A 20,733-nucleotide genomic window follows, 5' to 3' on the forward strand; every position below is an offset into this window, starting at 1 on the left:
GAGGGGTCCCAGGTCGAGCTGTCGCTGCCCGAGGTCGACACCTCCCTCCTGACCGCACCCGAGGCGCCGCGACTCGCGCTGAACGCCCCCACGCGGTGGCCGTACATGGAAGGGGCCGGTCCCGCCCAGTTCCCCTTCGTCGCGTTGAACGTCGTCGCCGAGGGCGTCGCCAGCTGGTGCGGCACGCTCACCTCGATCGACGACCTCACCGGAAAGACGAACACGATCGAACGGATCGTCCGGCGCACCGACTACGAGTACGACGACACCCCCGGCGGCACCGAGCAGGGACTCGCGTACGCCCCGGAGCAGGTCACCGTGGGGGCGCACCAGGCCACGTTCGTCCTCGACACCGACGGTCGCGCCGGTGATGGTCTCAGCGTCACGCACCGCATGCAGGTCGACCGCGGTCGGGCATGGGTCGGGTCGTCGTTCGTGCGGACATCCACCCCCCGCTACACCGGCCTGCTCCGCGTCCAGGGCCTTCACCACGGGAGCGCCAGCACCGTCGGGGTACCGCAGCCGGGGAGGATGACGGTCAAGCTGTACGAAGGCAATCGCGGGGTCTGGTACTCGGGTGTCCGGGAGTCGCACCCGCGCACGGTCGACCACATGTTCCGGCTGCCGGCGCTTCCTCGCGGGACCTACCGCGCCGTCATCGACCACCGCGGCAACGGCAACGTCCTGCCGTCGACGGTGACGAGGACCTTCACCGTGCGCTGATCTGCAGCCGCCGCATCGACCGCCCCCACCGGGGACGATCGGGCATCGTGTGGAGCGTCCGGCAGACGGCGGCTGTGCGGGTCGACGACGGCTGTCGGTCAGGTCGTTCGACGAACTGCTGCGTGGGCAGCGATCGCATGGCGTCCACGAGCCGGGCGGTGGTGGCGTGACCCGCGTGGGCTGCCGCCATGGCGGCGGGGTGGTGCTCGACCGCGCGTCGTCACGGTCGTAGCGCGTGTTCTTGCTCGACACCGTGGGCGCCAGGTGAGATGTCGGCGCGTCCGACCGCGGGTGACCTCGGGGTTCGACGGGCCTCCCCGGCTCGTCCAGGGGCTCATCGTCCGGGGCCGGCCAGGTACCCGGTGAGTGTGGGTTCGCGTCGGCGCCCAACCGTTGTGGTCCGGGTTCCGTCTTTAGGGGAGGAGCGGGCAGGAGCGACGGTGATGGGGGACTGATGGCACGGACACGCGACGAGGACTTCGCCGCTTGGGTGGCCGCGAGGAGGGGGTATCTCTATCGATCGGCCTACCTGCTGGGAGGCGACCACCACCGCGCCGAGGACGTCGTGCAGGCCGCGTTGGCGAAGCTCTATGTGGCCTGGCCGCGGGTGGTGCGGACCTCGACGCCCGACGCCTACGCCCGACGGGTCGTGGTGAACGCCCACCTCGACGAGACCCGCCGACCGTGGCGGCGCGAAAGGGTCGGTCTTCCGGCCTCGCACACCCAGGTGTCGGTGCCGACGGGGGTGGAGCCCGAGGTCCGTGACCTGTTGTTTGCCGCGTTGCGTGACCTCGGGCCACGTCAGCGGGCCGTGGTCGTGCTCCGACACCTGTGGGGGCTCTCGGTCGCGGACACGGCAGCCGAGCTCGGCATCAGCGAGGGCACCGTCAAGAGCCAGACCTCCGACGGTCTGGCGCGACTGCGCCGCGCTCTCGAGGCCCCACACCACACCCCGCACGACTCCCTCGGAGGGCAGCGATGAACCACCCCACGTCCGACGAGCAGCTGGCCCAGGACCTCTTCGCCTCCGTGCCGGTGCCCTTCGTGCCGGTGGTCGACGACCTGGACCGCGTCCACCGGTTCCGGACACGCCGTCGACGTCTGCGCTCAGCCACCGTTGCGTCAGCGGTCGTCCTGGCCGTCGGTCTCGGCTGGATGCTCGTCCCGCCCGGGGGCGATGACGCACCAGTTCCGGCGGATCGGGCTACCGACGCACCCACCGACGCACCCACCGACGCGACCATCGATACGCCCACTGAGACACCGAGCACGGAGAAGGAAGAGGAGCAGGCCACGGACCACCAGTCGGTACGCGACGCGCTGGCTGATCTCCTGGGCGCCGAGCGGGTGGGCGAGGTTCCGGAGACGACGGTGTGGGACAACCGCACCCAGACGATCGACGGGCTCCCGCGATCGTGGGGAATGGAGCTGCCGTGGGCCGAGGCGGGCCAGGACGGACGGGGGAGCCTGCTGGTCGACTTCTACCCGACCTCCACGCCGCTCACCTGCGAGGCCCTCTTCGGCGAGATCGCCGATCGTCCCGGCTGCGTCCCCCTCGAGGACGCGTTGCCCGACGGGGTGCTGGAGGCCGTCGTGGTGACCGAGCAGTCCGCGAGCGCCCCCATGCCCCGCAGCGTCGCCGTGCGCCGTACCGACGGGACAGTCCTGCGGTTGCGGATCTCGTCGTTCCTCGCGTTCTCCGGCTTCGACCCGATCACCAGCTTCACGCTCGAGGAGTCCGAGCTGCTCGCGATCAGCGGCGACGAGCGGCTTCGACCCCCCGCACCGTTCTGACCCCCTGCCCATGCCTCGAAGGAGTCGGCACTGCCCCCGATGCGCGTCGATGGTGCGTCTGGTGTCCTCGCCGCGCGCCCACGTCCGAACACCCGCGGGCGCGGCGCCATCGGGCCCGGCGCCACCGGGCCCGGCGCTCGGGAACCTCCACCGGCCGCCCACCGGTCGACGCCCCCGTTCTGCACGGGCTCCACTCACAGCACTCTCACCTAGATGCACGAGGAGAAGAATCATGCGCACACGCTTCGCGAGAACGTTCTCGCTGCTCACGGTCCTCAGCGTGACGGCACTCGCCACCCTGGCCGGTCCGGCCCATGCAACAGAGCCCATCACCTCTGGGACCTACCCGGACGCCCGCAACGACATCCAGCTCGCCGAGTACGACAGCGCCGGTCCAGCCTTCACCCCGCCACCGCTACCCGACAGCCGTGCCCTGCCCGGCAGCATCGACATCCGCAGCATCGAGGTCGCACGCACCGACGCGGTCACCTACGTCCGGCTGAACATCGACGACCTCTTCGGGTACAGCCGATCGGTCGACCGGCGCGCATCCCAGATCATTAGCATGGACGCCTTTCCCGGATGGGGCTACCTGTCCTGGGGTGAACGCCCAGGCGCCCCCATCGCCGAATCCTCATGCACCCCGTACCCGACGGGAACCTCGTACAGCCTGCCCGTCACCTGGTCGACGACCCAGGAGTACGTCCTCTTCCGCTTCGACAACCGATGCGAGATCGACGACGTCAACGTCGTCGACGATATCGAGGTCACGACGCGCTGGGTCGGGCAGAAGATCGTCGACAACCGACCCAACCCAGCCGTCAGGCGCCAGTTCATCGACAACGCCACCACCGCACCCTAGGAGCAGCGAGGTGGAGCCCCGGGGCGATAGGAGGAACTGGAGGGACCCTCCCGGCTCCGACCGTGGTCGAGGACTGGCTTGTGCCTCGAACCGTGGTGGCCGGGGGCATCGGTAGGGCGGATCGACCGTCAGGGAATGTCGTTGGCCGTGTCGGAGACCCGACGTTCGGACTTCGAGACCGTGCGCGGACCGACAGCGGTCTGGCGCGTCAGCACCATTCAGCGACGTTGAGGTCACGCCGATCGTCCGATCGTGAGTACTCGCGGACGTAGACGAAGACATTCTGGGCTCGACCAGGTAGTCGCTCCCGACCTGCTGGACGGTGGCCCACTCCACGTCGACGCTGCTGACGTCGACAGCGGGCGTGACGCCGGGGCCGTAGGGGAGTCCCACTCCGTAGTCGCCAGAGGCGTCCCCGCGCTCGTCGTCGAGGCGATCGAGGACGACGGCAAGCGCCGGAACTGCCGTCACAGCACTGAGGGCGAGCCCCACGCACCGGCGCCGCCGACGGCGCCCACGGTGGCCCGGATCCAACTCATCGCGTCCCCCGAGCAGCACGGTGCTCGTCCGGCACCACGTCAGCGTGGTCGTTGAACCCCAGGTGCGGCGGAGCCGGAAGCCCTTCTCCACGCCTCGCGGCAGCGTACGGAACACCCCGCGTCGGGGTTGCGCGTCCGTGCCGCCCGACTGACCACCTAGCGCGAGCGGCCCGGCACCGGCACCTCGACGAGCGCGCGCACCGGCCCCTCGAGCGGTCCCCGTGACCAGGGCGCACGCCGTACGACGCGGGGCCAGGCCGCCGCGAGGGCGTACGAGCCGACGACCATGCCGCCCAGCACCCACCAGGAGTCGTCGCGGAACTCGAGGGGGCGGTCGGCGACGTACCAGGCGGCGAGGAGCACCTGCGCGACGTACAGCGACAGCGTCATCGCGCCGACGGTGGCGCTGAGGCGGCCGAAGCCGCCCAGCAGCGGGGCGACGGTGCGGCACCCCTGGACCACGGCGACGACGAGGCAGACCTCGAAGACCATGACGAGCTGGGTGCCGGTGTAGGGCGCCATCTGGACCTCGTCGGCCGCCTGGGCACCGGCGAGCGCCACCGCGCCGACCGCGGCCGCCAGCAGCGTCACGGTGGTGACGATGCGGCCGGAGTGGCGGGCTAGGAGGATCCCCAGGCAGGCGAGCGGCAGCAGGCCGCTGAGGCGGTAGTACGGCCCGGCGACCGTGAGCTCGAGCGTCTCGCCGAGGAACCCGTCGGTGGGCTGCCCCGCCATCAGCCGCTCGAGCACCCACTCCCGGGCCTGCTCCAGCGCGCGGGGGGCCGCGACGAAGACGGCGACGCCCACGGCGGCGACGAGCACGGTGTGCAGCCGCACGAGCACCCCGGCCAGCAGGGTGAGCAGGCCCAGCCACACCAGCACGACGACGATCTGCGCCCCGGCCCGCTCGAGCAGCAGGCCGACGACGACGAGCACCGTCGCGCGCACCACGACGGACCACGCCTCCCGCTCCCGCCCACGGCCCAGCTGGGCGCCCCAGCCGATGAGGAGAGCGAACAGCGGGGCGGTCAGGTACTCGCTGAGGTTGAGCACCTCGCCCGGGCCCGCGACCGGGGCGAAGTGGGCGACGAACATCGACACGACGGCCACCCCGCGCGCGACGTCGACGCCGAGCTCCCTCGTCACCGCCCGGACAGCGGGCGGGCGGGTCAGGAGGCCGGCCACGGGGGCGGTACGGCGGGGGTGAGGGGCACGTCCCCATCCTGCGGCACCAGCGCGGCCAGGAGCGCCGGATCCGCGATTTCCGGCACCCGCACGAGGTGCTGGAGCGCGGCGGGCGTGATGAGGGAGAGGACCGGCAGCACCTCCGTCCAGGCGCCACGTCGTACGACGGCGCGCACCAGCGCCCGCTGGTGGCCCTCGGCGAGCTCCGGGAGCAGCTCGAAGACCCGTGCCCGGGCGTCGAGGCCCACGTTGCCCAGCAGCAGCACCGCGTCGTCGGCCCGGCCCTCGTCGACGGCGTCGACGAGGATGCGGCGCAGCGCGTCGTCCGGCAGGGCGCCGACGACCGCGTCCAGGGCGTCCGGCTCCTCGGCGTAGAGCGCGATCTCGAGGAGGGCCAGTCCGGGGGCGTCGTGCACGACCGCGAGGTTGGCGTCGGTGGGCACGACGCCGACGAACCGGCCCAGGGCCAGGTGCTCGCCCCGGGCCAGCATGCGGCGGCCGACGGCGACGAGCAGCGGCTCCGGGAGCTCGCGGACGATGGCCGCGCTGCGGGCGGGGTCGAGGTAGGTCGTGAGGGTGGCGAGGAAGTCGGGCGAGATCCGGGAGGCGAGCCGCACGGCGTCCTCGGGCTCCATCACCGACGCGGTGCGCGCGCTCACCAACGGACCCAGCACCGCCTCGGCCGCCCGGGCGCACAGGGCTACCGGCAGCAGCCGGGTGAGGCCGGCGAGCCGGGCGAAGCGACCCTCGTGCCGGGTGAAGCGCGCCGCGGCGGCCCGCTCCCGCAGCAGCCGCACCTCGTTCGGCGCGAGCGCGGCGAGAAAGTCGAGGGTCGTGTCGTCGCCGTCGTGGCTGAGCTCGTGACGCAGCTTGGCCAGCTCGACCCGGCTGCGGCCGTCGTGCACGGGCCCGGCGGGCCGGGCGGGGCTCGCGGCGCTCACGCGGGGGCGTCCCGGGGGAAGAGGGTGGCGATCACCCGGCGCCGCAGCACGGCGGGCACGAAGCCGACGGCGTCGCGCATGCTGCGGCGCACCTCGAGGTCCTCGGTGTGCTGCGCCATGCCGAGCGCGGTGTCGAGGAGCTCGAGCTGCAGGTCGTCGAACCGCCCGAGGAACGCGATCTCCTCCGGGTCGACGTCGAGGCGCGACGCGATGCGGTCGAGCGGCGGGGGCACGGAGGTCACCACGGTCGCGTCAGGCCAGGTCGGCGAGCAGGGCGTCCACCCGGGCGGCGTCGTCGCCCGCGCCGTCGCGGACCCAGGCGACCAGGTCGGCGTCCCGGACGACCCGGGCGCGGGCGAGCTGCTCCCGGTGGGGTGCGTCGAGCGCGAGCAGCAGCCGGGCGAGGAGGTCGGGGCGGTCGAGGGCGCGGGCCGCGGCGACGACCTCGTCGAGCACGGCGGCGTCGGCCGTCGTCGGCCCGTTGGCGAGGACGCCCAGCGCCTCGTCGTCGAGCCCGCCGACGCCCGGCAGCACCTCGGGCCAGGCGGCCATGGCGACCACGGCACGGAGGAACCCGTCCTGGCGGTCGGCCGGCAGCGTGGCCAGGGCGGCGATCACCCGGGTCCGCGCCGGGTCGTCCAGCGACGTGAGCAGGGTGAGGGCGTCGGTCTGCGTGCCCGTCGCGTGGCTGTCGTCGATGGTCGCCGCGACCACCTCGACGGGGAGGGCCAGCACGAGCACCGACAGCGCCGACCGGTCCTCGGCGTAGAGGGCCACCTGCAGCAGGTCGCCCGGGCTCGCCCCGTCGACCACGGCCAGAGCAGGAGCGGTGTCGACCAGCGACACGAACCGACCGAGTACGAGGTGCTCGCCGCGGGCGAGCAGGAGGCGGCCGACCTTCGTGACCAGGTCGTGGTCGAGCTCGCGGATGATCGCCTCGACGCGGGTGGGGTCGAGCGACAGCGTCAGGTCGGCGAGGAAGTCGGGGGAGAACCGGCCTGCCATCCGGACGGCCTCGTCGGGCGGCATCGACGCGGCGATGCGGGCGCTCACCACGGGGCCCACCGCGAGCTGGGCGGCCTTCACGGCGATCGTCACGGGCACGGCGGCGCTGAGGGCGGCGAGCCGACGGAACCGGGTCTCGTGGCGGGCGTAGAGGGCGGCCGAGACGTCCTGGCGCAGCCGCCGGACCGGCTGCGGGTCGCGGTCCTCGAGGAAGGCGAGCTCGTCGGCGCCCAGGTCGAGCTCGTGGGCGAGCTTCGCGATCTCGATCCGCGTGGCCAGCCGGGTGGCGGCGTCGCGGGCGTCGTCAGCCACGCTCGCTCCCGAAGACCAGCTTGCGCGCCCGGCCCCGCAACGGACGGGGGACGAACCGGACGGCGGCGTCGAGGCCGTGCTCCACCGCCTGGTCCTCGGCCATCACGGCGAGCGCGACGGCCTCGTCGAGCACCGCCAGCTCGTCGTCCGTGCACGCCTCGAGGACGGCCAGGGACGCCACCGGGAGGTCGAGCCGGGAGGCCAGCGTCTCGAGGGAGGGTCGTGACATGGCGGTCACCCTACTGGCGGGAAACCTGGCGGGGACACACCCTCGCGGGCGCTGCCGGGAGGAGGGGGAGGCATGCTGGGGCCATGCTCGTCGCCTTCAGCATCAGCCCCTCCGTCGCCGACGCCGACGGCGGTGTCACCCGCGCGGTGGCCGCCGCCGTCCGGGTGGTGCGGGCCTCCGGTCTCCCGCACCGCACGGACGCGATGTTCACGACGATCGAGGGGGAGTGGGACGAGGTGATGGCCGTCGTGAAGCAGGCCGTCGACGTGGTGGCCGAGGTCGCGCCGCGCGTCAGCCTCGTGCTCAAGGCCGACATCCGTCCCGGGTGGACGGGTCAGCTCGACGCCAAGGTCGAGCGCATCGACGCGGCGCTCGCGGTCGACGACGCGTCCGCCTAGCCCCCTCCTGCCGCGCGGGGAGCGGTGGGTCAGGTGCGGCGCGACGCCTGCGCCTGCCGCTCGGTGGCCACGAACCCGACCCGTTCGTAGACCCGACGCGCGGCGGGGGAGTCGGACACCATCACGAGCGTGCTGATCTCCGGACGCGCCAGCGCCGCGGCCGAGGCGTGGTGCACGAGCGACGTGCCGAGGCCCCGGCCCCGTGCCTCGGGGTGCGTCTCGAGCTCCTGGAAGCGGGCCAGGCCGGCGCCCACGTCGACCAGGCCGACGGCGGCCAGGAGGTGCCCGCCGGCGAAGGCGCCCCACCAGCGTCCCCGACCCGCGTCGGAGAGGCCCCGCTTGAGGGCGGCCCGCCGTACGGCGAAGGCCCGGAACGCGCGGGAGGCGTCGGACAGCTCGCAGGCCGCCGCGAGGTCGACGCGCTGCTCCCAGTCGTCGGCGGTCGTGAGCGGGCGCAGCAGGGCGCCGGGGTAGGTGCGCGAGGGGTCCCGGACGGCGCGGGCCGTCATCACCGTGGCGGTCGTGACGTCGAAGCCGTGGCGTCCGAAGGTCTGCAGGTCGTCGCCCGAGACCTCGGGGTCGTCGATCCCGAAGGCGTAGCTGGTGGCGGCGGGGAACGTGGCGGTGAACCGGCGCAGCCAGTCGGTCGTGTCCCGGCGCAGGGGCGCCCGGCGCAGCAGCACGAAGTTGCCGCCGGCGTACGTCGGGCTGGCCGGCGTGCGCACGACCACGTGGGTGCTGCGGTGCTCGACGGTCGACCCGGCGAGCTCGAGCAGCGCCAGGTCGGTGCGCCAGCCGAGCGAGATGACCTCCATGCGCGGACTGTAGGGCGGTGCGGTGCGCTCCCGGGGCCGAGCCGGACCGACGCGACGAGCGTCACAGACCCTCAGTCGGGGGCCGGGCTCCCGGGTCCGACACCCGGACGCAGCTCGTGGAGCAGCACGAACCCGCCGTACGCCGGCTGGTCGCGCCGCTCGGCGTCACCGAGCTGCCAGCGGTCGAGCACCTCGAGCAGCTCGGCGTCGAGGCGGGCCAGGTCGGTCGGGGAGAGGTGGAGCACGAACCGTGCCATGCCCACCACGGCGTCGCCCCCGGCGTCGTCGAGCTCGTCCCGGAGGGCGGCGAGGGCGGCTGTCGCCCCGCGCTGGCCCTCGCTGAGGGGGCCCGCCGGCGTCTCCTCCTCGGGGGCCGACAGCCACCACGACCGGCCGGTGGACCGGTAGGGCCGCTCCCGGGCGTTGCGCCGACCGCGTCGTACGTCGAGGGGCTCCACGAAACCGGCGGCCACGAGCTGCCGGAGGTGGTGCAGCACGGTGGCCGGGTCGCGCCCGAGCACGTCGGCGAGCTCGCGGTTCGTCAGGTCGGTCTCGCCGAGCAGCCGCAGGATGCGGAGCCGCACCGGGTGGGCGAGCGCCCGCGCCTCGGCGACCGTCGCGGGGCGGCGGTCGGGCACGGCGGGGTCGGCGTCCACGCGGCCCACCGTACGCACGTCCCGACCGACCAGCCAGGGGGCTCGCCTCAGTGATTGGCAGAACTCCAACCACTTCGTAGGGTGCTGCCATGAGCCCACCGGTCGCCGCGCCCTCTGCCGGGCTCTCCGCGTCGTACTGGTGGCTGTGGACGGCCTCGACGCTGTCGAACCTGGCCGACGGAGTGCTCAAGATCGCGCTCCCGCTCGCGGCCGTGCGGGTGACCGACCAGCCCCTGCTGGTGGCCGGGGTGGCGCTGGCCCTCACGTTGCCGTGGCTGCTGGTGGCCCTGCCGGCAGGAGCGATCGCCGACCGCGTCGACCGGCGGCGGGCGATGCTGGCCGCGAACGCGGTCCGTGTGCTCGCGGTGACCGTGCTCTCCCTGACCTGGCTGGGCGGCCTGGACTCGCTCGCCCTGCTGTACGTCGTGGCGCTGGTCGTCGGTGTCACCGAGACGTTCTACGACACCGCCTCGCAGTCGATCCTCCCGCAGGTCGTCGGGCGCGGCGCGCTGGACCGGGCCAATGGCCGCCTCTACGCCGCCGAGCTGACCGCCAACCAGTTCGTCGGTCCTCCCCTGGGCGGGCTGCTCGTCGCGGCCGGCCTCTGGGTCGCGCTCGGCGCACCGGCCCTGCTGTGGATCGCCGCCATCGGCGCGCTGGCGCTCGTGCGGGGCACCTTCCGGGTGGAGCGCGCCGTGCGCACGACGCTGCGCGCCGACATCGGTGAGGGTCTGCGGTTCCTGGTCGGCAACCCCGTGCTGCGCACCCTCGCCGTGATGGTCGGCGTGCTCAACCTCGGATCCAGCGCGGTCTTCGCCGTCTTCGTCCTCTACGCCGTGGGGCCGGGCTCGCCGCTCGGTCTGACCGAGCCCGGGTACGGCCTGCTGCTGACGGCCGGGGCCGTCGGCGCGGTCGTGGGATCCCTGGCGGCGCCCTGGGTCGCCCGCGTGCTCGGGCGCTCGGGCTCGTTGCTGCTGTGCATCGCCGTCGGGGCCGTCGCCCTCGGCGCGCCCGCCGTCACGACGGACGTGGTGCTGGTCGGTGGCCTCTTCGCGCTCAACGGGCTCACCATCGCGGTGTGGAACGTGGTGACGGTGTCGCTCCGCCAGCGCATCACCCCCGACGCGCTCCTCGGCCGCCTCAACAGCGCCTACCGCCTGCTCGCGTGGGGCACGATGCCGATCGGTGCCGCCCTCGGCGGCCTCGTCGCCCAGGTCGCCGGGCTCGACCTCGTGTTCCTGCTCGCCGCCGGGCTGTCGCTCACGCTGCTGCCGCTCCTCGGCCAGGTCACGAACGCCCGCATCGCCGCGGCGGAGGCGACCGCCTGAGCGGACGGCCCGTGGGGCGCGCCGCGCGGTGGCGGGACGCGCTGGGCGCGTGCGGCACGATCGGGGTCATGGAGTCCCGCACCACGTCCTTCACCACCGGCGGCCGCGAGGTCGTCCTCGACCTCACCGCCGACGCCGCCCGGTTCCTCGCCGACGTCGGGGCCCGCGAGGGCCTGTTGCACGTCTTCGTGCCCCACGCCACCGCGGGCCTGGCGATCCTCGAGACGGGGGCGGGCAGCGACGACGACCTGCTCGCCGCCCTCGGCGACCTGCTGCCCGCCGACGACCGCTGGCGCCACCGGCACGGGTCCCGCGGCCACGGTCGCTCCCACGTGCTCCCGGCGCTCGTCCCGCCGTACGCGAGCATCCCCGTCATCGACGGCGCGATGGCGTTCGGCACCTGGCAGAGCCTCTGCCTCGTCGACCTCAACGTCGACAACACCGTGCGCGACGTGCGGTTCTCCTTCCTCGCGGGCTGACCGACCCCTCCGGCGTCGAACACCTGTTCGATTCGGGTGATACCGTGGGCCGGTGCCCGAGTACGTCGCCCCGCCGGGCTGGCCGGGGGAGGTGCGGCCCCCCGGTGCTCCCGACTGGGAGTCCACCGCCCACCGCTGGCTGCTCGACCTCTGCCCTCCGGAGTACCGGCTGCACGAGCAGCTGCGCCGCCACCTCGTGGTGCTGGCCCGCTTCGCGGTGCTGCACGTGGAGGGCAGCGTGGTCGCCGTACGCCGCGGGCTGGCCGAGACCCGCACGACCTTCGCCGGCCTGCTCGACGAGCCGGGGATCGACGCCGTGGTGCTGACCTGGCAGGTGGAGGAGGCGCGGCTGCTCGGCGTGCGTCGGTCGGTGCGCCTCGTCGAGGAGGCGGCACGCGGGCGCCGGTTCCGCGCCCGCCTGTGAACGGGCTCGTCCGTGGTCCAGACTGGCCCGATGAGTGACGCGCGCCACGTGACCGGAAGCCGCCTGCGGATCGTCGAGGTGCCCGGGTACGGCGCGGAGGACGTCCTCGTGGGCACCGACGGCGCCGACGAGGGGGCCGTGTTCACCGGCACGGAGGACGGCGCCGTCCTGCGCATCAGCCACGACGCCCGGCACATCTCCCGGATCGCCCACACCGGCGGTCGGCCCCTGGGGCTCGAGCTGCTCGGCGACGGTCGGCTGCTCGTGTGCGACGCCCGACGGGGCCTGCTCGCGGTCGACCCACGCTCCGGTGGCGTCGAGGTGCTGGTGGGCGACGTCGACGGCCGGCCCATGAAGTTCTGCAACAACGCGGCGGTCGCGGGTGACGGCACGATCTACTTCTCCGACTCGTCCCTGCTGCACGGCATCGACGAGTGGAAGCACGACCTGGTGCGCCTGACCCGGACGGGGCGGCTGCTGCGCCGTACCCCCGCCGGCGTCGTCGACGTGCTGGTCGACGGCCTCGCCTTCGCGAACGGCGTCGCGCTCGCGGCCGACGAGTCGTGGGTGGCGGTCGCCGAGACCTCGCTGCGCACCGTCGTGCGGCGCTGGCTCACCGGGCCGCGGGCGGGGGAGCGCGACCTGCTCGCCGACGACCTCCCCGGCTATCCCGACAACATCGCCCGCGGCAGCGACGGCCTCGTCTGGGTGACCCTCGCCAGTCCCACGGACCCGGTCGTCAGCACCGTGCAGCGGGCTCCGCTGTGGGTCCGACGCGGCGTGACGAGCATCCCCGAGCGGCTGCAGCCCGCGCCGAAGCGCACCATCCGCGTCCTGGCGCTCGACGGCGACGGCCGTCGGGTGCACGACGTGGTGGTCGACGAGCCCGCCGCCCGCCGCGCGTTCCACATGGTGACGGGCGTGCGCGAGCACCACGGACGGGTGTGGCTGGGCAGCCTCCACGAGGCCGCCGTCGCGTACGTCGACCTCTGAGGCCACCCCGATACACTCGGCCGACGGCCCTCGACCGGGGTCGAGCAGCACGGACGGGCAACGGAAGGACGCAGCAGATGGGCTACCTGGAGTCGGTGACGACGCCGGAGGACCTCCGCGGACTGACCGCATCCCAGCTCGACGAGCTCGCCCAGGAGATCCGCGACGTGCTCGTCGCGACCTGCGCGCGCACGGGTGGCCACCTCGGGCCCAACCTCGGTGTCGTCGAGCTGACGCTGGCCATCCACCGCACCTTCGCCTCGCCCCACGACCGCGTCGTCTTCGACACCGGCCACCAGACCTACGTCCACAAGCTGCTCACCGGCCGGGCCGGCCAGTTCGACACGCTCCGGCAGGAGGGCGGCCTCTCGGGCTACCCGAGCCAGGCGGAATCGGCGCACGACATCGTGGAGAACTCCCACGCCTCCACCGCGCTCAGCTACGCCGACGGCCTCGCGAAGGCCTACGCCGTGCAGGGCGAGGACCGGCACGTGGTCGCCGTGATCGGTGACGGCGCCCTCACGGGCGGCATGGCCTGGGAGGCGCTGAACAACATCGCGATCTCCCACGACAGCCGCCTGGTGATCGTCGTCAACGACAACGAGCGCTCCTACACCCCGACCATCGGCGGGCTCGCGACCGCGCTCACCGCGCTGCGCACCAGCCCCCGCTACGAGAACGTGCTCGACCTCGTCAAGCGCCGTCTCACCGCGGTGCCCGGCGTCGGCCCGGCGGCGTACGACGCGCTCCACGCCATCAAGAAGGGCCTGAAGGACGCCATCGCGCCCCAGGGGCTCTTCGAGGACCTCGGGCTGAAGTACGTCGGGCCGGTCGACGGCCACGACCGCGACGCCCTCGAGCACGCGCTGACCCAGGCGAAGCGCTTCGACGGACCGGTCATCGTGCACGCTCTGACGCGCAAGGGGCACGGGTACGACGCGGCCGAGCGCCACGAGGCCGACCAGTTCCACGCGCCCGGGCCGTTCGACGTCGGCACGGGCGTCGAGAACCCCAAGGCGCCCGGCTGGACCGACGTGTTCTCCTCCGAGATCGTCGCCATCGGCGAGCGCCGCCCCGACGTCGTCGGCATCACGGCGGCGATGCTCCACCCGGTCGGGCTCGACGCCTTCGCCCGCCGCTTCCCCGACCGCACCTTCGACGTCGGCATCGCCGAGCAGCACGCCGCGACCTCGGCCGCCGGCATGGCGCTCGCCGGGCTGCACCCCGTCGTCGCCGTCTACGCCACGTTCCTCAACCGGGCCTTCGACCAGGTGCTGATGGACGTCGCCCTCCACCGCTGCGGCGTCACGTTCGTGCTCGACCGTTCCGGGGTCACCGGCGACGACGGCGCCAGCCACAACGGCATGTGGGACATGTCGGTGCTCCAGGTGGTGCCGGGTCTCCGGCTCGCCGCCCCGCGCGACGCGACCCGTCTGCGCGAGCTGCTCGCCGAGGCGGTCGACGTCGAGGACGCACCGACCGTCGTGCGCTACCCGAAGGGGCCGCCGCCGGCCGACATCCCCACCCTCGAGCACCGCGACGGCGTCGACGTCGTCGTCCGCACGGGGGCCGAGGACGTGCTGATCGTGGCCGTCGGCGCGATGGCCACGACGGCCGTCGAGGTCGCCGAGCGGCTCGACGCCCAGGGCATCGGCGTGACCGTGGTCGACCCCCGCTGGGTCATGCCCGTGTCTCCCGCCCTCGTCGAGCTGGCCCGCTCCCACCGCCTGGTCGTGACGGTCGAGGACAACGGCCGCGTCGGCGGCGTGGGCGCCGCGCTGCTGAGCACGCTGAACGACGCCCGGGTGACGACGCCCGTGCGGGTGCACGGCATCCCGCAGGAGTTCCTCCACCACGCGAAGCGCGGGGTCATCCTGGAGCGGATCGGCCTCGACGCCCAGACGCTCGCCCGGGTCTGCGTCGAGGACATCACCGCGCTGGCCGACGGCGGCCACCTCGTCGACGTCGACCGCACCGGCTGACCCGAGCCGGCCGACCCGCGGCGCGAAACACCCCTGCGCGTACTCGCGCCGCGGCCCACCGGGGGCGTACGGTCCCGGCGTGAACGTCCTCCGTACCAAGTCCGTCGAGCGCTCGATCGCCGACACCGAAGAGCCCGAGCACCAGCTGAAGAAGAACCTGACTGCCGTCGACCTGACGGTCTTCGGGGTGGGCGTCATCATCGGCGCCGGCATCTTCGTGCTCACCGGCACCGTGGCCGCCTCCAACTCCGGCCCGGCGATCGCGCTGTCGTTCGCCATCGCCGGCGTGGCCTGCGCGCTCGCCGCGCTCTGCTACGCCGAGTTCGCCTCGACCGTGCCGGTCGCGGGCAGCGCCTACACCTTCAGCTACGCCACCGTCGGCGAGCTGGTGGCGTGGACGATCGGCTGGGACCTCGTGCTCGAGTTCACGGTCGGCTCGGCCGCGCTGGCCACGAGCTTCTCCGGCTACCTGGTGAGCCTGCTGGAGGGCACCGCCTTCGCGATCCCGAGCCAGCTGACCAGCGCCAGCGACGGCGTCGTCAACCTGCCGGCCGTGATCATCTCGCTGCTGGTGATGGGCGTGCTCATCGGCGGCATCAAGCTGTCGAGCCGCATCAACCAGGTCGTCGTGGCCATCAAGCTCGCCGTCGTGGCGATCGTGATCATCGCCGGCATCGGCTACATCAGCGCGTCGAACTACTCGCCGTTCATCCCGCCGTCGCAGCCGGCCAGCGAGGCCGAGGGCGGCTTCTGGCACACCCCGCTGATCTCGTCGATCTTCGGGCTCGACCCCGCCGTGTACGGCGTGGCCGGCGTCGTCGCGGGTGCGTCGATCGTGTTCTTCGCCTTCATCGGCTTCGACGTCGTGGCCACCACGGCCGAGGAGACCGTCAACCCCCAGCGCAACGTGCCGATCGGCATCCTCTCGTCGCTGGCGATCGTGACGGGCCTCTACATCGCGGTCAGCCTGGTCATCACCGGCATGCAGAGCTACGAGGACATCGACCCGGAGAGCGCCGCGCCGCTGTCGGACGCCTTCGAGGCCGTCGGCCAGGGCTGGATCGCCGACCTCATCGGCATCGGCGCCTGCATCGGGCTCACCGTCGTCGTGATGATCCTCATGATGGGCCAGACGCGGGTGGCGTTCGCGATGTCGCGCGACGGCCTGCTGCCCAAGGGCCTCGCGAAGGTCCACCCGAAGTTCGGCACGCCGTACCGCATCACGATGATCACCGGTGTCGCCGTCGCCCTCATGAGCGGCTTCGTGCCGTTCCAGACGCTCGGCGAGCTCGTCAACATCGGCACGCTCTTCGCGTTCATCCTGGTCAGCATCGGTGTCGTCATCCTGCGCCGCACGCGCCCCGACCTGCCGCGGGCCTTCCGCACCCCGGCGGTCACCGTCGTCGCGTCGCTCTCGGTGCTGCTCTGCGGCTACCTGATGCTCAACCTGACCGGCGAGACCTGGGTGCGCTTCGCGGTCTGGATGGCCATCGGCTTCGTCGTGTACTTCGCGTACGGCTCGCGTCGCAGCAACCTCGCCGTGGAGGCGGCGGCCGCGGGCAAGTAGCGCGGGAAGCAATCGGGTCCCGCCACGGTTGGCCCTGGACCGCCTGCCCACCGGGCGGGTGTCCGGGGCCGACTACCGTTGGCCCTCGCCGCACGCAGCACCCGCAAGCCGAGGAGAGTTCAGTGAGCGCCCCAGAGCGTCTGGTCCACATCGTCGACGAGGTCCCCGAGCTGGACGAGCGGGAGACCCTCGGGGCGGAGCACGAGCCCCTGGTGCTCGTCGTCGCGCTGGAGGGCTTACTCGACGCCGGCCGCGCCTCGGTCCTGGCGGCGGAGCACCTGCTGGCCGACGACGCCGGCCGGGTCGTCGCGACCTTCGACGTCGACGAGGTCTACGACTACCGCGCCCGGCGACCGCCGATCTCCTTCGTGCGCGACCACTACGAGGACTACGCGGCCCCGCGCCTCGTGGTCCGGCTCCAGCGCGACGCGGGCGGGTCGCCGTACCTGCTCCTGCTCGGCCCCGAGCCCGACATCCGCTGGGAGGCGTTCGCCCGCGCGGTGCGTGCCGTCGTGGAGCGCTTCGACGTCGCCAAGGTGATCACGCTCGCCGCGGTGCCGATGGCGGTGCCCCACACGCGTCCGGTAGCCCTGACGGAGCACGCCAACGACACCAGCCTGGTCACGGGCGTGTCCGCCTGGCAGGGCGAGCTGCGGGTGCCCTCCAGCGCGCAGGCGCTGCTCGAGGTGCGCCTCGGCGAGTGGGGCCACGTCCTCCAGGGCGCGGTCGTGCACGTGCCGCACTACCTGGCGCAGATGGGCTACCCGCGCGCCGCGGTCGCGCTGCTCGAGTACGTCGAGCGCGTCGCCCGCCTCACGATCGACCTCAACGACCTGAAGGCCGCCGCGGAGACCACCGAGGCGGAGGTCGCCGACTACCTCGGCGACCACGACGACGTGCGCGAGGTCGTGCTGGGCCTGGAGCGCCAGTACGACACGTTCCACCGCGCCGAGGAGCAGGGCTCCAACCTGCTCGCCCCCGACACCCCGATCCCGTCGGGAGAGGAGATCGGCCGCCAGTTCGAGCAGTTCCTCGCGGGCCTCGACGGGCCCGACCAGGCCGACGACCGCTCCTGACCGGCCCGGCCACCACCCGCACCACCGACCCGACCGTCACCCGCGCCACCCCGCCGTACCGAAAGGCGTCCGCATGACCGAGAACGCTGCCGAGCTGCTCGACCTGCTCGACATCGAGACGATCGACGTCAACCTGTTCCGCGGGCGCCAGCCCGACACCTCGCGGCAACGCGTCTTCGGCGGGCAGGTCGCCGCCCAGGCGTTCGTCGCCGCGTGCCGCACGGTGCCCGACGACCGCTCGGCGCACTCCCTGCACTCCTACTTCCTGCTGCCGGGCGACCCGCACGTGCCGATCGTGTACGACGTGCAGAACCTGCGCGACGGCCGGTCGTTCTCGACCCGCCGGGTGGTCGCACGCCAGCACGGCCGCGACATCTTCTACGTGACGATCAGCTTCCACGTGGAGGAGGAGGGCCTGAGCCACCAGGCGGCCGCGCCCGAGGTCGCGCCGCCGTCGGAGGCGATCAAGCTCGCCGACATCATCAGCTCGCAGGCGGACGACGCCGACGTCGAGCAGTGGAAGCGCGAGTGGTCGGCCCTCGACGTGCGGTACGTCGGGATCACCGGGATGGGGCTGCCGAAGGACCCCGAGCACCCCGCCCGGGCGCGCATGTGGGTGCGCGTCGACGGGGACATCCCCGAGGACCGGGCGCTGCAGCAGGCCACGTTCGTCTACGCGAGCGACCTCACGCTGCTCGGTGCGACGCTCGTGCCCCACGGCATCACGCTGAACTCGCCGACGGTCATGCCGGCGTCGCTCGACCACACGGTCTGGTTCCACCGCCCGTTCCGGGCGGACCGCTGGTGGCTCTACGACCAGGAGTCGCCGTCGTCGGCGGGTGCCCGGGGCCTCGCCCTGGCCGGCATCTACACGGAGGCGGGGGAGAGGGTGGCGAGCGTCGCCCAGGAGGGCCTCATCCGTCCCACCGACCCCTCACGGCTTCCTCAGGCCTGAGCCGGCCGACCCCGCGCGGGTCGCGGCCCCCGACCCGGCGATGGGTCGGGGGACGCGGGTCCGTCAGAGCGCCGTGGTGCGCCCCAGCAGGTGGAAGCTGCCGCTGCGGGGGTCCGACAGCGAGAACGCGTAGCCGTCGTCGGTCGGCCGCGAGCCGAACGCGACCGTGCCGGGCAGGAAGATCGGCTTGCGGAACGACACCTCGACCGTCACCGCGTCGGGCAGTCGGTTCTCCAGCGCGGCGAGGCAGCGGGCCTTGCTCCACATGCCGTGGGCGATCTGCCGCTTGAAGCCGAGCGCCCTGGCGGTCAGCGGGTAGAGGTGGATCGGGTTGTGGTCGCCCGAGACCGCGGCGTAGCGACGCCCGAGGTCGGCGCCGAGCCGCCACCGCGCGCCCGTGGGGGCGACGTCCTCGAAGGTCGTGCCGAACGGCGCGTCCTTCGTGCCCGCGCCGCGCCGCAGGTAGGTCGACGTGCTCTCCCAGACGAGGTCGTCCCCGACGTACGCCGTGGTGACGAAGTCGAGCACCCTGCCCTTGGGGTGCGGCCGCGGCGCTCCGACCGCCGTGCGTACGGCGAGCGTCTCGCCCACCTGCACGGGGCGGTGCCCCGTGATCGAGTTCTCGAGGTGCACCGTGCCGATGGCCGGGTAGGGGAACGCCGGGTCGCTCATGATGGCCATGTGCAGCGGGAACGCCAGCATGTGCGGGTAGGACAGCGGGGCGGTGTCCTTGACCGGGAAGCCGCAGACCGCGGCGTACGCGTCGACCTCGGACCGCTCGACGACCACGGCCGGGCGGGTGAACGCGAGGCCGGTGAAGCCGGACGCGCTGCTCTTGCGCACGCCCGGGAGGCGGTTGACGACGGGCAGCGCGGGCAGCGCCGCACGGGCGAGCACGGACAGTCCGCCGGTGCTGCCCGAGAGCTCCTTGGCCGGTGCGTCGGCGCCCGCGGGGCCGGAGGACGGGGTGCGTGCCACGGTCACGCCCCCAGCATCATCTGGCCGCAGACGCGGACGACGTTGCCGTTCACCGCGGTCGAGCCGGGGGAGGCGTACCAGGCGATCGTCTCGGCGACGTCGACGGGCAGACCACCCTGGGCCATGGCGTTCAGCCGCTGACCGACCTCGCGCGTCGCGAACGGTACGGCGGCCGTCATCGCCGTGATGATGAAGCCCGGGGCGACGGCGTTGACGGTGATGCCGTCGGTGAGCTCGGGAGCGAGCGCGTCGACGAAGCCGATGACCCCGGCCTTGGAGGCCGCGTAGTTGGTCTGGCCGACGTTGCCCGCTATGCCGGCGATGGAGGCGACCCCGACGATGCGGCCGTTCGGGTTGACCGCGCCCTGGGCGAGCAGCTCGGCGGTGATCCGCTCCGGGGCCGTCAGGTTGACCGCGATGACGGAGTCCCAGCGGTCCTCCTTCATGTTCGCGAGCTTCTTGTCGCGCGTGATGCCGGCGTTGTGGACGACGATGTCGACCCCGCCGTGCTTCTCCTTGACGTGGTGCGCGATGCGCTGCGGGGCGTCCTTGCCCGTGATGTCGAGGGCGATGTGGTCGCCGTCGAGCTCCTTGACGAGCGCCACCAGGTCGGAGGCCGCCTGCGGCACGTCGACGCCGATGACGGTCGCGCCGTCGCGGTGCAGCACGCGGGCGATCTGCTCGCCGATGCCGCGGCTCGCGCCCGTGACCAGCGCGGTCTTGCCGGCCAGGGGACGGCTCCAGTCGGCGACGGGCTCGGCCGTGGTGGAGCCGACGGTGCCGACGCGGACGACCTGGCCCGAGACGTACGCCGACTTGGGGGAGAGGAAGAAGGCGAGGGTCGAGTCCACCGCGGCCTCGGCGCCCGGGGCGACGTACACGAGCTGCACGGTGCCGCCGCGACCGATCTCCTTGCCGAGCGAGCGGGTGAAGCCCTCGAGCGCGCGCTGGGCGACGCGCTCCTCGGCCGACGAGGTGGCCTCGGGCGGGGTGCCGAGGACGACGACGTGGGGGCAGGCGGCGAGGCTGCGGAGCACGGGCGTGAAGAAGTCGCGCAGCGCGTGCAGGTCGGGCGAGGCCGTGATGCCCGTGGCGTCGAAGACGAGCGCCTGGTAGGTCGCGTCCTCGTCGCGGACGGTCGTCGAGGTGATGCCGAGGTCGCCCAGCACCTCCGGCAGCTGCTCCGCGAGGCGACCGGCGCCGCCGAGGAGCACCGTGCCCGCGACGAGCGGGGCGCCCTCGGTGTAGCGGTCGAGCCGCATCGGGCTGGGCAGGCCGAGGTTCTTGGCGAGGAACTTGCCGACGGGGGTCGACACGAAACCCTGGTAGCGGTCGGTCATGGTGGGAGGTCCTCCGGTGCGCGAGTGGTCGGTGCGACTGGCATGCTGGTGGCGAAGAGACTACCGGCCAGTAAGTAACAGGTAGTGTAACTCTGTGTCCACCGTTCGTGACCTGACCCTCAGGGGGCTTGTCGCCACGGCCCGGACGTCGC

At 73.3% G+C, this 20,733-nt stretch carries 22 protein-coding genes; 13 read left to right on the plus strand and 9 right to left on the minus strand.

Features of this window, described 5'->3' with window-relative positions; all coding sequences use genetic code 11:
• From K329_RS31235 to K329_RS0109710, 4 genes are all read left to right on the plus strand, one after another.
• The coding region (locus K329_RS31235; RefSeq protein WP_043642536.1) for a hypothetical protein at window positions 1-723 on the plus strand (723 nt) is incomplete at its 5' end.
• A 454-nt stretch (window positions 724-1,177) separates the two neighbouring features.
• Window positions 1,178-1,705: a SigE family RNA polymerase sigma factor gene (locus K329_RS25915; RefSeq protein ID WP_043642940.1), complete on the plus strand. Its 528-nt coding sequence runs from the start codon at window positions 1,178-1,180 to the stop codon at window positions 1,703-1,705.
• Window positions 1,702-2,517, plus strand: a complete 816-nt coding sequence (locus tag K329_RS29480; protein WP_028472880.1) for a hypothetical protein — start codon at window positions 1,702-1,704, stop codon at window positions 2,515-2,517. Before K329_RS25915 ends, K329_RS29480 begins: the two co-directional genes overlap by 4 nt.
• A gap of 232 nt (window positions 2,518-2,749) precedes the next feature.
• Window positions 2,750-3,379, plus strand: coding sequence for a hypothetical protein (locus tag K329_RS0109710; RefSeq protein WP_028472881.1), 630 nt, complete (start codon window positions 2,750-2,752; stop codon window positions 3,377-3,379).
• Between the two features lie 695 nt (window positions 3,380-4,074).
• Here K329_RS0109710 and K329_RS0109720 read toward each other — a convergent pair.
• The 5 genes from K329_RS0109720 to K329_RS0109740 are packed head-to-tail and all read right to left on the minus strand — an operon-like array spanning window position 4,075 to window position 7,590.
• On the minus strand, window positions 4,075-5,064 hold the full coding sequence (locus K329_RS0109720; protein ID WP_157571665.1) for a hypothetical protein: 990 nt from the start codon (window positions 5,062-5,064) through the stop codon (window positions 4,075-4,077).
• A gap of 23 nt (window positions 5,065-5,087) precedes the next feature.
• A complete protein-coding gene (locus K329_RS0109725; protein ID WP_028472883.1) occupies window positions 5,088-6,044 on the minus strand; it encodes a hypothetical protein in 957 nt (318 codons plus the stop codon).
• Entirely contained in the window at window positions 6,041-6,286 is a 246-nt protein-coding gene (locus K329_RS0109730; protein WP_157571666.1) for a hypothetical protein, read from the minus strand. The genes K329_RS0109725 and K329_RS0109730 overlap by 4 nt, the downstream gene beginning before the upstream one ends.
• A 10-nt stretch (window positions 6,287-6,296) precedes the next feature.
• Complete coding sequence (locus K329_RS0109735; RefSeq protein ID WP_028472885.1) at window positions 6,297-7,361, minus strand: hypothetical protein; 1,065 nt, start codon at window positions 7,359-7,361, stop codon at window positions 6,297-6,299.
• Window positions 7,354-7,590, minus strand: coding sequence for a hypothetical protein (locus tag K329_RS0109740; RefSeq protein ID WP_157571667.1), 237 nt, complete (start codon window positions 7,588-7,590; stop codon window positions 7,354-7,356). Before K329_RS0109740 ends, K329_RS0109735 begins: the two co-directional genes overlap by 8 nt.
• An 83-nt stretch (window positions 7,591-7,673) precedes the next feature.
• On the opposite strand from K329_RS0109740, the gene K329_RS0109745 reads away from it, so the two are divergent.
• A complete protein-coding gene (locus K329_RS0109745; RefSeq protein ID WP_028472887.1) occupies window positions 7,674-7,988 on the plus strand; it encodes a thiamine-binding protein in 315 nt (104 codons plus the stop codon).
• Window positions 7,989-8,017: 29 nt separating this feature from the next.
• On the opposite strand, the gene K329_RS0109750 is transcribed toward K329_RS0109745, so the two are convergent.
• Window positions 8,018-8,803, minus strand: a complete 786-nt coding sequence (locus K329_RS0109750; protein ID WP_028472888.1) for a GNAT family N-acetyltransferase — start codon at window positions 8,801-8,803, stop codon at window positions 8,018-8,020.
• A gap of 71 nt (window positions 8,804-8,874) precedes the next feature.
• The gene (locus tag K329_RS0109755) at window positions 8,875-9,459 is read right to left on the minus strand and encodes an ArsR/SmtB family transcription factor (protein WP_028472889.1); all 585 of its coding nucleotides are present in this window, start codon (window positions 9,457-9,459) and stop codon (window positions 8,875-8,877) included.
• An 89-nt stretch (window positions 9,460-9,548) separates the two neighbouring features.
• On the opposite strand from K329_RS0109755, the gene K329_RS0109760 reads away from it, so the two are divergent.
• The 8 genes from K329_RS0109760 to K329_RS0109795 all read left to right on the plus strand — a co-directional run bounded on the left by K329_RS0109760 (window position 9,549) and on the right by K329_RS0109795 (window position 18,263).
• Window positions 9,549-10,787, plus strand: coding sequence for an MFS transporter (locus K329_RS0109760; protein WP_028472890.1), 1,239 nt, complete (start codon window positions 9,549-9,551; stop codon window positions 10,785-10,787).
• 68 nt (window positions 10,788-10,855) lie between these two features.
• A complete protein-coding gene (locus K329_RS0109765) occupies window positions 10,856-11,266 on the plus strand; it encodes a secondary thiamine-phosphate synthase enzyme YjbQ (protein ID WP_028472891.1) in 411 nt (136 codons plus the stop codon).
• A gap of 52 nt (window positions 11,267-11,318) precedes the next feature.
• Window positions 11,319-11,690 carry a hypothetical protein gene (locus K329_RS0109770; RefSeq protein WP_028472892.1) on the plus strand — a complete coding sequence of 124 codons (372 nt, stop codon included), beginning with the start codon at window positions 11,319-11,321 and terminating at the stop codon, window positions 11,688-11,690.
• A gap of 30 nt (window positions 11,691-11,720) precedes the next feature.
• The gene (locus K329_RS0109775; protein WP_043642948.1) at window positions 11,721-12,683 is read left to right on the plus strand and encodes an SMP-30/gluconolactonase/LRE family protein; all 963 of its coding nucleotides are present in this window, start codon (window positions 11,721-11,723) and stop codon (window positions 12,681-12,683) included.
• Window positions 12,684-12,760: 77 nt separating this feature from the next.
• Window positions 12,761-14,665, plus strand: coding sequence for a 1-deoxy-D-xylulose-5-phosphate synthase (dxs, locus tag K329_RS0109780; protein ID WP_028472894.1), 1,905 nt, complete (start codon window positions 12,761-12,763; stop codon window positions 14,663-14,665).
• Between the two features lie 79 nt (window positions 14,666-14,744).
• A complete protein-coding gene (locus K329_RS0109785; protein ID WP_028472895.1) occupies window positions 14,745-16,232 on the plus strand; it encodes an amino acid permease in 1,488 nt (495 codons plus the stop codon).
• A gap of 122 nt (window positions 16,233-16,354) precedes the next feature.
• Window positions 16,355-17,308, plus strand: coding sequence for a PAC2 family protein (locus K329_RS25930; protein WP_043642951.1), 954 nt, complete (start codon window positions 16,355-16,357; stop codon window positions 17,306-17,308).
• Window positions 17,309-17,381: 73 nt separating this feature from the next.
• Window positions 17,382-18,263, plus strand: coding sequence for an acyl-CoA thioesterase (locus K329_RS0109795; protein ID WP_028472896.1), 882 nt, complete (start codon window positions 17,382-17,384; stop codon window positions 18,261-18,263).
• 63 nt (window positions 18,264-18,326) lie between these two features.
• On the opposite strand, the gene K329_RS0109800 is transcribed toward K329_RS0109795, so the two are convergent.
• Window positions 18,327-19,247 (minus strand): MaoC/PaaZ C-terminal domain-containing protein, encoded by a 921-nt coding sequence (locus tag K329_RS0109800; protein ID WP_245596508.1) that lies wholly within the window; start codon window positions 19,245-19,247, stop codon window positions 18,327-18,329.
• On the minus strand, window positions 19,244-20,581 hold the full coding sequence (locus K329_RS0109805; protein ID WP_028472898.1) for a 3-oxoacyl-ACP reductase: 1,338 nt from the start codon (window positions 20,579-20,581) through the stop codon (window positions 19,244-19,246). Before K329_RS0109805 ends, K329_RS0109800 begins: the two co-directional genes overlap by 4 nt.
• Window positions 20,582-20,733 lie beyond the last annotated feature (152 nt).

It is taken from the genome of Nocardioides alkalitolerans DSM 16699 (assembly GCF_000426525.1).
GTDB classification, from domain to species: domain Bacteria; phylum Actinomycetota; class Actinomycetes; order Propionibacteriales; family Nocardioidaceae; genus Nocardioides; species Nocardioides alkalitolerans.